The sequence below is a fragment of the Paenibacillus sp. J31P316 genome (genome assembly GCF_056269105.1).
Genome location: NZ_JBWDNI010000009.1, coordinates 172,121 through 184,774 on the forward strand (window position 1 = coordinate 172,121; position 12,654 = coordinate 184,774).

A 12,654-nucleotide genomic window follows, 5' to 3' on the forward strand; every position below is an offset into this window, starting at 1 on the left:
AAAGAAAAGAGCCGGGAATCCATCAGACGATGGATTCCGACTCTTCTGCTGGCGCGGCGACCGAGTCGTACTCGCCCTTGGGGGCATGGATCCAGCGGTGGAAATACCGCTGATCGTACAAGGCCTTCAATAGGATCATCAGAATCGGAGACAAGATGACTCCGGAGATGCCGAAAATCGATAACGAAATGATCATGAAGGCGAGCATCGTAAACGCCGACACGCCGAGCGTATCGCCGGTTATTTTGGGCTCCAAAATTTGCCTCGTCAGCACGACGAGCAGCAAGAGCGCGCTCAGCCAAATGGCCAGCGATACATTTCCGACGATGAACAGATAGATAATCCACGGAATGAATACGGTGCTGACCCCGAGCAGCGGCAGTACATCGAAGAATGCGGCCAGCAGCGAGATCGAGAACGCATTCGGCACTTTAAGCAGCAGCAGCGCGACGAAGATGACAAAGAACGTAATGCTGATCAGCTTGCCTTGCGCCTTTAAATAGCCCGCAATACCGGCAAATACATTCTCCCGTAGAAAAGTAAATGCCCGCTTGAACGTATTGGGCGTCTTCTCCTTCGCCAGCCGCTTCCATTCCGTAATTTCCAAGCTGAGAAAATAAGCGAGAATAATCCCGATGGAGAAGTTAATGATAAAGGTAGAAAACGACATTAAGTAGCCGCCCAGCGAGCGCAGGAATCGGATGGCGAGATCGCTGCCCCAATCGGTTACATAACCGATGACTTCCTCGGCCTTGTCCACATATTCAGGGGGAAGACCGGATATTCGCTCTTGCAGCTGGCTGGTGTTCGACTGAAATTGATCCACCAGCAGCCGCTGGTACGTCGGCAGCTTGTCCGCAAGCCCCGTGATCTGCGTCGTCACCACGTAGCCCGCGCCGACGAACGCAGCCACGATGACCAGCGTGAACAAGAGCACCGAAATGCCGGATGCGACCGACTTCTTCAGACCCAGCCGACATAACCACCTGGCTGGCGGTTCAATGAACAAATAGATCAGGAACGATAAGAAGATCGGCGTCGCGATCCGGTACATGTAGCTGAACACGTACATGATCAGCCAAACCGTTAGAACGATCAGCGCGATATCGAATGCGGTGCGCCAGTATTTGCGGTAGAAGGATAGCATGTATAAACTCCTTTTTATTCTAGTATTCTTTTATAGAATAACATTATTTCCTAAAAACGCTATGTTTAGTGCCTATTGTTGCTGCACGCCTTGATGTTTGCTTCAACTTCCGTAGCCGATTTCCGCGGGGCTATGGTACAATGGTTGGAGTCGACAAAACATGAGCACATGGCACTCCCTCTTCCATGGACGGACAAGGATTGAAACTAGGGGTGGTGGGAAACAAGACATGGAAAACTTCCTGCTATGGGGCTTTTATTTTTTGACGTTTTATGCGTTTTTGCCCGGTCTGGTCAGCCGGACATTCGGATTTCGCGTATTCAAACGGGGAAGGGCCGAACGAGAAATCGCGCTTACGTTCGATGACGGTCCGGATCCGGTTTATACGCCGCTGCTGCTCGATTTATTGAAGCGCTATGACGCGAAAGCGACATTTTTCGTCGTCGGCAACCATGCGGAACGGCATCCGGAAATCTTGAAAAGGATGCATGACGAAGGACATATTATCGGCATTCATAATTATGTTCACAAAACGAACTGGCTCATGCGTCCGAGCACGGTCAAGAAACAGATTCAACGGACATCGGAAATCATTCGCCAAGCCACCGGTTCCGACTCCATCTACTATCGTCCCCCGTGGGGAATCGTCAATTTGTTCGATTTCTCGAATTTGGGCTATATGCAGATTATTCTATGGTCGGCTTTATTCGGCGATTGGCGCAAGCGGGTCGGCGCGGAACGACTGAAGAAACGGATGATGAAGAAGCTTCGGCCGGGAGAAGTGCTGCTGCTGCATGACTGCGGCGATACCTTCGGAGCGGACAAGGAAGCGCCGGCGAGTATGCTTGTTGCGCTGGAATCGTTCTTGGAGGCAGGACAAGCCAAAGGATTCTCGTTCGTGCACATCACCGATATGATTGCTTTGACCGACGGAGCGAAGAAGGGCAAGAAGCCTTCACTCGGTCTTATGAAGCGGGCTGTCGTTGCTTGCTGGATGGGCTGGGAACGGATTTTTCATGTCCTGTTCCGCGTCCGCGCAGTTGCCGAAGATTGCATTTTCTATTATCGCATTATACCGTATCATGGCAAGACGTTGGAGTTGTCCGACGGCAGATCGATCGCAGCGAAGGATCACATCGTGGAGCTTCATTTCGACAACAAGCAGCTGCTTAGAATGATGACGGAATCGCGTTCCATGATGCATTTGGCCGTCATGCTCATTCGCGAGGTGAAGAAAGGAATGCCTCAGCTCGCAAGGAAGCTCGCGGCTGACGAGGCCGATAAGCCGGTGAAAGGCATATACGGCGTCAGCATGATGAACAGAGGCGTGGAGCATTTCGGCTTCGACGTACTGCCGATTCCGAAGGGCTTATTCGACACGTCGACGCGAATTTATCTGAGGCTGCTATTCCGCGTATTGAATCCGGCCAGCAAGGAACGCTTGGATGAGCATGGCAATCGCTTGACGCCGGCCATCATGGCGATGTCGATGGAGACATTTTGGCAAAAAAACATTCATGATCCGCACAACGGTACGGCCGCTCCGCGCAGGAAACGGTCTGATAGCTATGACGGAAGCCTTCTTTCGAGCAACGGAGACGACGTATCGCCCGTTTCCTATGATCGTTCAAATGCCGCCAGGGAGTTTACTCCCTAGCGGCATTTTTGCGTGTCGTCTAGACGGCTTCGTGCCCGAGGAACGATCTTAAAAATTGATGTACCGCTCGAAGACAGTGCCGAAATCCTTCGATTTGTAATGCTTCTGCGTATCGGTCAGCCAGTCGAACGCCAATTGATTGATGGACTTGAACTGAGCGGACAAGTCGATTTCCGCTTTATAGATTTGGCTGACGGTTGTCGAAGCCATATCCAGGCTTTGCCTTGCGAAGCCGAGCGCGATCTCGTTCTCATGCGTGATTTCGGCGATTTTGATGAGCGCTTTATATAGATTTTTCAAATCCTCGATGTACTTCTTGCTCACGTCGATCGTGAACGGATGACCGCCGAGCAAGAATTTGATCTCCACGTCCAGGTCGACCGTGCCGGCCGTTTCCAACTGAACTTCGGAAACCTTATAGGTGCCGTAGTTGTAACGATGCAGCACGCGCTTCTTGCTGACCGCGCTCGTACCGTCCAGATGGATGAGTGCCAGGTTGGTGAAGCAGTATTCGTCGGCCTTGGACTTGATGACAAAATAAATTTTCTCGTTATCCTCATGAAGCACATAATCGTCGGCATCGACCTTATCATAATTCTCCGGCTTGATGACGGCGCCCAAATCACTTAAGCCCAGTAGATCGGCTGCTACTTTTCCGAACATTTCATATCCTCCCCGGTATAAAAAATCGCCCTGCGAATGTGACTGACAAACAGTCATACGCAGGGCGATTCCATAAAGTTTCAGCTTAGGCGAAAATTAGTTGAATCTCAACACGCCGCCTGTGCTCGCGTTCGTAACCAGGTACGCGTAACGGGCCAGATAGCCTTTTTTGATTTTGAGCTCGAAGCCCGGCCATTCGGCTTTGCGGCGTTCGAGTTCTTCGTCGCTCACTTCGAGCGTCATCGTGCGGTTGTTCATGTCAAGCTCGATCATGTCGCCGTCGTGGACGAACGCGATCGGGCCGCCTTCTGCCGCTTCCGGGGATACGTGGCCGATCGAGATGCCGCGGGATGCGCCGGAGAAACGTCCGTCGGTGATGAGACCGACCTTGGTGCCGAGGCCCATGCCGACGATCTGCGACGTAGGGGCGAGCATTTCCGGCATGCCGGGACCGCCTTTAGGCCCTTCGTAGCGAATGACGACGACGTGGCCTTCTTTGACTTTACCGTTCGCGATGCCGGACAGCGCTTCTTCCTGGGAGTCGAAGCAGATGGCCGGTCCGCGGTGGTAGCCGCCGACCGATTTGTCGACCGCGCCGACTTTGATGATCGAGCCGCGAGGCGCCAAGTTGCCGAACATGACGGACAGGCCGCCTTCTTTGGTATGCGGATCGTCGATCGGACGGATGACGGAATGATCGACGATTTCGCAGCCTGCCACGTTCTCGCGAAGCGTCTTGCCGGATACCGTCATTTCGTCGCCGAACAGCGCGCCGTCTTTCTTCAACAATTCGTTGATGATCGCGCTAACGCCGCCGGCGTTGTGCAGATCCTCGATATGGTGATCGGAAGCCGGTGCCAGCTTGGACAAGTAAGGGACCCTCTTCGCGACTTCGTTGATGCGTTCGATCGGGTACTCGATCTCCGCTTCGTGCGCGAGCGCGAGCGTGTGAAGAACCGTATTCGTCGAGCCGCCCATCGCCATGTCGAGCGCGAACGCGTTGTCGATCGTGTTCTTGGTGACGATGTCGCGCGGTTTGAGGTCTTGCTTGATCAATTCCATCAGCTGGCGAGCCGATTTCTTGACGAATTCGATCCGTTCAGGTGCGACCGCGAGGATCGTTCCGTTGCCCGGAAGGGCGAGGCCGAGCACTTCCGACAAGCAGTTCATGGAGTTCGCCGTGAACATGCCGGAGCAGGAGCCGCAAGTCGGGCAACCGTATTGCTCGAGCTCGGTAAGGCTCTGTTCGTCGATCTTGCCGGACATGAAAGCGCCGACGCCTTCGAAAACGGAAGTAAGGGAGATGGCGCGGCCGTCGCTCGTGCGGCCGGCTTTCATCGGACCGCCGCTGACGACGATCGTCGGAATGTTGATGCGAAGGGCGGCCATGAGCATGCCCGGCGTGATTTTATCGCAGTTAGGGATGCAGATCATGCCGTCGAACCAGTGCGCGTTTACGACGGTTTCGACGGAATCTGCAATGATTTCGCGGCTAGCGAGGGAATAACGCATGCCGATGTGGCCCATCGCGATGCCGTCGTCGACGCCGATCGTATTGAACTCGAACGGAACGCCGCCCGCTTCGCGAATCGCTTCCTTGACGATTTTGCCGAATTCTTGCAAGTGCACGTGACCCGGAACGATATCGATGTACGAGTTGCAGACTGCGATGAACGGTTTGCCGAAATCTTCTTCTTTAACACCTGCGGCACGCAGCAAGCTGCGGTGCGGTGCGCGGTCGAAACCTTTAGTAATCATGTCGGAACGCATCTTTTTTGAAGCCATATCGGTACCTCCCAAGTGTATGTCCAATACAAAGTAGTCTATCACATCAATCTAGGAATGACCAGTCGCGGCGGGGCTTGGGCGGGATTTGGAAGCCTGTTGCCGGTGAGGGAGTAACGGCAAGATTGCCGGCTTGTTTCGACAAAATATGACACGGTTCAGTGAGGTATGTTTGATTTTAGCGAATTATCTTTCATGTCGTGTCAGTAAACTTGACGTAAAATATTTACTTGCCTGATGGAGGCCGTTATAATAAGGAGTATTCACCCCTATTATCTCTCATCATAATGCCGTTTTACCCTGCGCGCGGCAGAAAGCGGTCATGCATAAAAAATAAGGAAGAGGTGCTTCATGCAGCTGACTGAACGCGAGAAAGAGAAGCTACTCGTCACGATCGCCGCCGATTTGGCGCGCAGACGCCTGCAACGAGGCGTGAAACTGAACTATCCCGAAAGCGTCGCCCTGATTACGTCGGAAATTCTGGAAGGCGCGCGCGATGGACGAACCGTCGCTCAATTAATGGAGTTCGGCACGACGATTTTGACGCGGGAGCAGCTGATGCCCGGCGTCGCCGACATGATTCACGAGGTTCAGGTGGAAGCGACCTTTCCGGACGGAACCAAGCTGGTCACCATTCATCATCCCGTTCATTGACGTTAGAGAGGATGGTCCTCATGATACCTGGACAATATCGCATCAAGGCAGGCGAGATCGAGTTGAATGCAGGCCGGGCAACGGCTCGCATCATCGTCGCGAATACCGGCGATCGGCCCGTTCAAGTCGGATCGCATTTTCATTTTTTCGAAGTGAATCGGGCGCTTTCGTTTACTCGCGAGGAAGCGTTCGGCATGAGACTGGATATTCCCGCGGGAACCGCAGTCCGATTCGAGCCGGGCGAAGAGAAGCCTGTTCAGCTGGTTGAGCTTGGCGGGCGCAAACGATCTTATGGATTGAACGCCTTGACGAATGGGCCGGCCGTTCGAGGCAATATGCCCGAAGAGGTTCGATCCAGGCTGGCGGCGTGGGAGGGAGAACAGCGATGAGCACGATGGACCGAAGCAGCTACGCAGCCATGTTCGGCCCGACGACCGGCGATGCCGTAAGGCTTGCGGATACGGAATTATGGGCGCAAATCGAGCACGATTATACGGTTTACGGCGACGAGTGCAAATTCGGCGGGGGCAAAGTCATACGGGACGGCATGGGACAGTCGAGCGGCGCACTGCGCAGCGAAGGCGTGCTGGATACGCTCATTACGAACGCTGTCATCATCGATCATTGGGGAATCGTAAAGGCGGATATCGGCATTCGCGACGGCGTCATCGTCGGCATCGGCAAAGCGGGCAATCCCGATATTATGGATGGCGTAATGCCGAACATGATCGTAGGTGCCAGTACCGAAGTTATCGCGGGCGAAGGCAAAATCGTAACCGCCGGCGGCATCGATTCGCACATTCATTACATATGCCCGCAGCAGATCGAAACCGCGCTGTCCTCCGGCGTGACGACGATGATCGGCGGAGGGACGGGGCCGGCAACCGGCACGAACGCCACGACTTGTACGCCCGGTGCTTGGCATATGCGCCGCATGCTGGAGGCGGCAGAAGCCTTTCCGATGAATATGGGCTTTACGGGCAAAGGCAATGCATCATTCACGGCACCGTTGATCGAGCAGGTGGAAGCCGGGGCAATCGGCTTGAAGCTGCACGAAGACTGGGGAACGACGCCGGCGGCGATCGATACCTGTTTGACGGTGGCGGATCAGTACGATGTGCAGGTTGCCATTCATACGGATACGTTGAACGAAGCGGGTTTCCTCGAGGATACGCTCGCGGCATTCAAGGGACGCACGATTCATACGTACCATACGGAAGGCGCCGGAGGCGGACATGCCCCCGATATCATTCGTGCCGCCGGCGAACCCAACGTGCTTCCATCCTCGACGAATCCGACCCGCCCTTTTACGGTGAACACGATCGAAGAACATTTGGACATGCTGATGGTTTGCCATCACTTGGACAGCCGCATTCCGGAAGATGTCGCCTTCGCGGATTCGCGGATCAGGCCGGAGACGATCGCGGCGGAAGATATTTTGCATGACATGGGCGTGTTCAGCATGCTGAGCTCCGACTCCCAGGCCATGGGGCGCGTAGGCGAAGTCATTATCCGCACATGGCAGACCGCCGACAAGATGAAGAAGCAGCGCGGACCGCTCGCGCCGGACACCTCTGAAGAGGCGGATAATTTTCGCATCAAACGGTACATTGCGAAATACACCATCAATCCTGCGATCACGCATGGAATCTCGCATCTGGTCGGTTCAATCGAGCCGGGCAAGTTTGCGGATCTAACTATCTGGAGTCCGATGTTCTTCGGCGTTAAGCCGGACCTGGTCCTGAAGGGCGGCATGATCGCCTATGCGCAGATGGGTGACCCTAATGCATCCATCCCGACGCCCCAGCCGGTCTTCGGGCGGATGATGTTCGGCGGTTTCGGCAAGGCGACTTCGAGCAGTTCCATCACTTTCGTCTCCCAAGCGGCCTATGACCTCGGCATCGCGCAGGAGCTGGGTCTTGCCAAACGGATCGAGCCCGTGCGCGGCTGCCGCAGCGTGACGAAGAAGGATATGATCCATAACGATGCCACGCCTCTCATTGAGGTGAACCCGGAGACGTACGAAGTGAAGGTCGACGGTGTTCCGGCTGTCTGCGAGCCGGCGGAGGTGCTTCCGATGGCGCAGCGTTATTTCCTGTTTTGAGCGAAGAGGTGAAAGCAACAGCGGCACAGTCGGCGATGACTTCACCGGCGCCAGCCAGTATACCGTGGCTTGCCCTGCAGCAGCTGCTCGATTCGGCGCTCCCCGTTGGCGGTTTCTCGCATTCCTTCGGATTGGAAACGCTAGTTCAGGAAGGGGCGCTGCGGACAAGCAGGCAGCTCGAGGAATATGTGACGGCAATGCTGCTGCAAAGCTGGTCAACGGCGGATGTGATGGTCATCAAGGCCGTGTACCGAGATGTTCCGGACGGCAACTGGGGCTCGCTGTGGAAGGTGGAAAGACTCGTTCATCTGCAGCGCACGGCGCAGGAAACGAGAATAGGCGTGGAGAAGATCGGCCGCAGGCTCTTGAAACTGCTCGATGCGGTCTATCCGCAGTTCGACTGGAAGCCGCTCACGGAAGCGTTGCGAAGCGGGAATTGCTTTGCAACGTATCCGCTCGTATTCGGTTATGCCTGCCATGTGCTCGGGATTTCCCTCGAACAGGCGGCGCAGGGCTATCTATACGGCTGCATCGTGAACAGTATCAACAGCGCGCTTCGGTTAATGTCGATCGGTCAGACGGAGGGGCAAGCCGTCATCGCCCGGCTGATTCCGAGAACGGCCGATGCTTGGCTCATCTCGGAGGCGTTACGGCCTGAAGAGGCGTATACGAATATGCCGCTCAGCGAGATTGCGATGATCCGCCATGAGCAATTGTATTCTCGATTATTCATGTCCTAGTTTCTAGTTTCTATCTAATTTCGAGTTTTTATAATCTGAGGAGGAATGCAGGATGTGTCAAGGACAAGGTCATACTCACCAAGAATGGGAACAGCCGGCGCTGGATCGCTCCAGGCCGATCCGTATCGGAATCGGGGGTCCCGTGGGCTCAGGCAAGACCGCGCTCGTCGAACGTTTGGCCGGCGCACTCAAAGATACGTATAACATCGCCGTCATTACGAACGATATTTATACGAAAGAGGATGCGAGAATTCTGGCGGCGACCGGCGTGCTTCCGGAAGAACGCATTATCGGGGTTGAGACCGGCGGCTGTCCGCATACGGCAATTCGCGAGGATGCCTCGATGAATTTCGAAGCGGTCGAAGAGCTGACAAACCGTTTCGAGGGCTTGGATCTGATATTTATCGAGAGCGGCGGAGATAATTTGGCAGCTGCCTTCAGTCCTGAGCTGGTGGATCGGTTCATCTACATCATCGACGTGGCGCAAGGGGAGAAGATTCCCCGCAAGGGCGGTCCCGGCATCATGCGTTCCGATTTGCTCATCGTGAACAAAATCGATTTGGCTCCCCATGTCGGCGCCAGCCTGCAGGTCATGGAAGAAGATACGAAACGGATGCGCGGCGAGCGTCCGTATGTGTTCTCGAATCTGTACGGCGGAGAGAACGTCGATCGGATCGTAGCATGGCTGGAGCATGAGCTTGCCCACGCGCACGGTATTGCGCATCACCACGAGCATGATCACGCGCATAAGCATGAAGATGCTGCCGAGCACCGCCACGCCTAGCGTTCAGCGTCTGTCCATCCTTCGGGCAACCTTTCGGAAGCGGGAGAACGATACGGTCATCACCTCCAAATATCACACGGCGCCGATCAAAATCGCGAAGGCGTTTCCGCTCGGGGACCAACTCGGCGTGATCGTCATGGACGTCTCGCCGGGGTTGCTGGCCGGCGACCGCTATGAGTTTCAATGGAACGTCGAAGCCGGCGCGCATGTGTATGTGACGAATCAGTCGTTCACCAAAGTCCATCCTTCGCATGGAGAGCATGACCGATCCTCGCTTAGCCAGTATTTTGAGCTCGGGAGAGGGGCCGTCGTAGAATCGATGCCTGAACCGATTATGCTATTTCGTGACGCTGCGCTCGTCAGCGAGACAGAGGTGAGGCTGTCGCCGGATGCGATTTGGATGGGCGCGGAAGTGTTTTGCCCGGGTAGGGCGATGCGCGGAGAACGGTTTGTCTATCGTGAATTTCGTAATAAACTGAAAGTTTATTACGGAGAAGAAATGATCTATGCTCAAAATCAGCTGATTAAGCCGGCGGGACAGCTGTTGTCCGCACCTGGATGTATGGCGCAAATGACGCATTCCGGCGTGTTCTATGCCTTCTCGGACCGAATCGGCGCTGCCGAAGTGGATGCAGTTCGCGATGCACTGAGTGCGGTTCCGACAAGGGAAGGTCAGCCATTAACATGGGGCGTATCGCTTACGCACAAGCACGGCTTGGCCGTGATGGCAGCCGGTATGGCGGCCTGGCAGCTGCAGGAAGCGCTGGATGCGGCTTGGCGTGCGCTCCGTATGAGGCTGCTGCGGAAGAAACCGTTAAAATTTTTGAATTAACGAAGAAGCTGGCGAGCTCCGCCAGCTTCTTTTGTTCATAGACGATCCATTTGGTACGACACTATTTTTGAAGTCCAACTAAGTTATCATTCTTATAGAAGAAAATCTGCTTTCGTATCTAAATAAGGAGGAAGGCCGCTTTCGTATCTTCTATAGAAGAAAGAAGTCCGCTTTCGTCATTCCGTAATAGTCGACGTCCTCGTAAACGTTCCATTTTCGTATATGCTGCTTGAAGCAGCCTTCGTAATTCATGCCGATTTTCCGAAGAACGGCGGATGAAGCGGGGTTCTTGGACATGGCAGCTCCCAAAATTCGGTTTAAGCGAAGCTCCTCGAACCCGAAACGGACGACTCTTCGTGCCGCTTCCGTCGCATATCCGTTCCCCCAATACCGGCTCCCCAGCCAATAGCCGATTTCGGCGCGTTTGTGTTCCGAGGTGAGATTAAGGCTGATGCATCCCATGAGCTGATCATTTGCCGATGCAGTAATCGCAAACGTATAACCGTGCCCATGCCGCGCCGCATCCGTGCGAAAGGCGATCCAGGATTCTGCTGCGCCGTCCGGGTAGGGATGGGGAAGCGATAATGTGGTTCTCGCCACTTCATATTCGCCGGCCAACAGCTGAACGTCAGCGGCATCCTGCGGTTGGAACGGGCGCAGCGACAGCCGGTCGGTCTGGAAGGTTCCTTGCAACTCGCTCACCTCGCGATCTTTTATTTACATTATAGCAACAAAAAGAACCCCTTGGCTTCGCGATTTCGACTGCGAGTCCGGGGGTTCTCCCGTGATTAGGGCCGCTCGTCGAGATTACTCTCCGGAGCTGCCGCCGCTCTTCTTGTCTTTGGTTCTTGTCGTCGTATTCTTGCGACCGTGTCCCTGCTGTTTTGCCATGGATAGCCCTCCTTCCGCACAGACTGCCGTGTATTGTGCGTAGAGGAAGGAGCAGTTATGCAAAGTAAAAAACCTAGCTTCGGGAAGACGTCGTCCTCTCGAAACTAGGCTTTATGAAGGCTACATCGCCATTGGTTTATTTGCGGACAGCAGGCTTTTGATCCCGCTCATTCTCCACTTGGGAACGTGAATGCGGTTCGCTTCCGAGTAGCCCTGGTCGAAACAAATCAACCCGTCCGTAACCGAGAGCACTTTGCGCGCATTGACATAGCAGTTCGAGCTTACTTTTACAAAATGACCCGACTTGACGTAGTTGTTCAACTGTTCGGTAGTAATGCTCTTTTTAATGTTGTAGTTTCTACCGTGAAAGCTGACCATCCCGAGCCGACCGACTTTGAAATAGTAAATGTCTTTCTCCACCTCAAAGTTTTCGTAGATGCTGCGCGATTCTTCTGCTAGTACATTCATCGTGTAATGATCCCCCTTAATAAGATGAATTTGTTAGCGCTTTCATTCTAACACAAGGCGTTTCGTTTGTGAACTGGAGGGACAGGGTTTTATAAAAAAAATTATCTGCTCCGATGCGGACTGCTGGCCGCTGATTGAGGGGATGGGAGAAATGAAGGAGTAACGAGGCTATTGTAAAATAATACCTGTTGCATTGTCTTTCGCAAAAATGATATATTCTAATTCCGGCCAAGACGGACACGTCGAAACGGTGATCGAAATCGAAACAAGCCCAAAAATAAAGCTTGCCAAACGGTTTCGAAATATGATATATTCTATTTCTGCCCGAGAGGGTGGAGAGTATTTGTTCCTTGAAAACTGAACAATGAGCGACCTGTCAAAAGGTCATAAATCGCGAAACGAACGTTTCGCAAGCTAGTATTTTGAATGAGCTTACAAGCGAATTCATCTAGACGAATGCTCCATTCGAAGCTTTGGCTCCGAACGGAAACCAATCGTTTGGAGTGGAATGCTGCATTCGAAGCTTTGGCTTCGAATGCAAACCAATCCACTTTTATGGAGAGTTTGATCCTGGCTCAGGACGAACGCTGGCGGCGTGCCTAATACATGCAAGTCGAGCGGAGTTATTCCTTCGGGGATAGCTTAGCGGCGGACGGGTGAGTAACACGTAGGCAACCTGCCTGCAAGACCGGGATAACATTCGGAAACGAATGCTAATACCGGATACGCAGTTTCCTCGCATGGGGAGACTGGGAAAGACGGCGCAAGCTGTCACTTGCAGATGGGCCTGCGGTGCATTAGCTAGTTGGTGGGGTAATGGCTCACCAAGGCGACGATGCATAGCCGACCTGAGAGGGTGATCGGCCACACTGGGACTGAGACACGGCCCAGACTCCTACGGGAGGCAGCAGTAGGGAATCTTCCGCAAT

Annotated in this window: 12 protein-coding genes and 1 rRNA gene; 8 read left to right on the forward strand and 5 right to left on the reverse strand. The window is 54.0% G+C overall.

Translation table 11 applies throughout. The features are described from left to right. Window positions 1-22: 22 nt before the first annotated feature. Window positions 23-1,147, reverse strand: coding sequence for an AI-2E family transporter (locus AC0YNU_RS23020; RefSeq protein WP_475761016.1), 1,125 nt, complete (start codon window positions 1,145-1,147; stop codon window positions 23-25). Between the two features lie 229 nt (window positions 1,148-1,376). On the opposite strand from AC0YNU_RS23020, the gene AC0YNU_RS23025 reads away from it, so the two are divergent. After that, window positions 1,377-2,804, forward strand: a complete 1,428-nt coding sequence (locus AC0YNU_RS23025) for a polysaccharide deacetylase family protein (protein WP_475761018.1) — start codon at window positions 1,377-1,379, stop codon at window positions 2,802-2,804. 48 nt (window positions 2,805-2,852) lie between these two features. Here the strand turns inward: AC0YNU_RS23025 and AC0YNU_RS23030 are convergent, their stop codons facing one another. Further along, the gene (locus tag AC0YNU_RS23030; RefSeq protein ID WP_475761020.1) at window positions 2,853-3,467 is read right to left on the reverse strand and encodes a PH domain-containing protein; all 615 of its coding nucleotides are present in this window, start codon (window positions 3,465-3,467) and stop codon (window positions 2,853-2,855) included. A gap of 96 nt (window positions 3,468-3,563) precedes the next feature. Continuing rightward, on the reverse strand, window positions 3,564-5,252 hold the full coding sequence (gene ilvD / locus AC0YNU_RS23035) for a dihydroxy-acid dehydratase (protein ID WP_475761022.1): 1,689 nt from the start codon (window positions 5,250-5,252) through the stop codon (window positions 3,564-3,566). A 351-nt stretch (window positions 5,253-5,603) separates the two neighbouring features. On the opposite strand from ilvD, the gene AC0YNU_RS23040 reads away from it, so the two are divergent. Genes AC0YNU_RS23040 through AC0YNU_RS23065 form a run of 6 tightly spaced genes read left to right on the forward strand, consistent with a single transcriptional unit; the run spans window position 5,604 to window position 10,366 of the window. Beyond that, on the forward strand, window positions 5,604-5,906 hold the full coding sequence (locus tag AC0YNU_RS23040) for an urease subunit gamma (protein ID WP_475761024.1): 303 nt from the start codon (window positions 5,604-5,606) through the stop codon (window positions 5,904-5,906). 20 nt (window positions 5,907-5,926) lie between these two features. Next, window positions 5,927-6,295: an urease subunit beta gene (ureB, locus tag AC0YNU_RS23045; protein ID WP_475761025.1), complete on the forward strand. Its 369-nt coding sequence runs from the start codon at window positions 5,927-5,929 to the stop codon at window positions 6,293-6,295. Then, window positions 6,292-8,010, forward strand: coding sequence for an urease subunit alpha (ureC, locus tag AC0YNU_RS23050; protein WP_475761027.1), 1,719 nt, complete (start codon window positions 6,292-6,294; stop codon window positions 8,008-8,010). Before ureB ends, ureC begins: the two co-directional genes overlap by 4 nt. An 8-nt stretch (window positions 8,011-8,018) precedes the next feature. Beyond that, entirely contained in the window at window positions 8,019-8,750 is a 732-nt protein-coding gene (locus tag AC0YNU_RS23055; RefSeq protein ID WP_475761030.1) for an urease accessory protein UreF, read from the forward strand. Window positions 8,751-8,802: 52 nt separating this feature from the next. Beyond that, window positions 8,803-9,534, forward strand: coding sequence for an urease accessory protein UreG (gene ureG / locus AC0YNU_RS23060; protein WP_475761031.1), 732 nt, complete (start codon window positions 8,803-8,805; stop codon window positions 9,532-9,534). Beyond that, on the forward strand, window positions 9,443-10,366 hold the full coding sequence (locus tag AC0YNU_RS23065) for an urease accessory protein UreD (RefSeq protein ID WP_475761032.1): 924 nt from the start codon (window positions 9,443-9,445) through the stop codon (window positions 10,364-10,366). Before ureG ends, AC0YNU_RS23065 begins: the two co-directional genes overlap by 92 nt. A 150-nt stretch (window positions 10,367-10,516) precedes the next feature. Here AC0YNU_RS23065 and AC0YNU_RS23070 read toward each other — a convergent pair whose 3' ends face one another. After that, the gene (locus AC0YNU_RS23070; RefSeq protein WP_475761033.1) at window positions 10,517-11,068 is read right to left on the reverse strand and encodes a GNAT family N-acetyltransferase; all 552 of its coding nucleotides are present in this window, start codon (window positions 11,066-11,068) and stop codon (window positions 10,517-10,519) included. Window positions 11,069-11,377: 309 nt separating this feature from the next. Beyond that, on the reverse strand, window positions 11,378-11,725 hold the full coding sequence (locus AC0YNU_RS23075) for a hypothetical protein (RefSeq protein WP_475761034.1): 348 nt from the start codon (window positions 11,723-11,725) through the stop codon (window positions 11,378-11,380). Window positions 11,726-12,277: 552 nt separating this feature from the next. On the opposite strand from AC0YNU_RS23075, the gene AC0YNU_RS23080 reads away from it, so the two are divergent. Then, a 16S ribosomal RNA gene (locus AC0YNU_RS23080) occupies window positions 12,278-12,654 on the forward strand; the annotation flags it as partial.

What these genes read in the sequence shown, in the direction of transcription:
- AC0YNU_RS23020 (WP_475761016.1), bottom strand. Translation starts at nt 1,147, where the DNA reads ATGCTATCCTTCTACCGCAAATACTGGCGCACCGCATTCGATATCGCG.
- AC0YNU_RS23025 (WP_475761018.1), top strand. Translation starts at nt 1,377, where the DNA reads ATGGAAAACTTCCTGCTATGGGGCTTTTATTTTTTGACGTTTTATGCG.
- AC0YNU_RS23030 (WP_475761020.1), bottom strand. Translation starts at nt 3,467, where the DNA reads ATGTTCGGAAAAGTAGCAGCCGATCTACTGGGCTTAAGTGATTTGGGC.
- ilvD (WP_475761022.1), bottom strand. Translation starts at nt 5,252, where the DNA reads ATGGCTTCAAAAAAGATGCGTTCCGACATGATTACTAAAGGTTTCGAC.
- AC0YNU_RS23040 (WP_475761024.1), top strand. Translation starts at nt 5,604, where the DNA reads ATGCAGCTGACTGAACGCGAGAAAGAGAAGCTACTCGTCACGATCGCC.
- ureB (WP_475761025.1), top strand. Translation starts at nt 5,927, where the DNA reads ATGATACCTGGACAATATCGCATCAAGGCAGGCGAGATCGAGTTGAAT.
- ureC (WP_475761027.1), top strand. Translation starts at nt 6,292, where the DNA reads ATGAGCACGATGGACCGAAGCAGCTACGCAGCCATGTTCGGCCCGACG.
- ureG (WP_475761031.1), top strand. Translation starts at nt 8,803, where the DNA reads ATGTGTCAAGGACAAGGTCATACTCACCAAGAATGGGAACAGCCGGCG.
- AC0YNU_RS23065 (WP_475761032.1), top strand. Translation starts at nt 9,443, where the DNA reads ATGAGCTTGCCCACGCGCACGGTATTGCGCATCACCACGAGCATGATC.
- AC0YNU_RS23075 (WP_475761034.1), bottom strand. Translation starts at nt 11,725, where the DNA reads ATGAATGTACTAGCAGAAGAATCGCGCAGCATCTACGAAAACTTTGAG.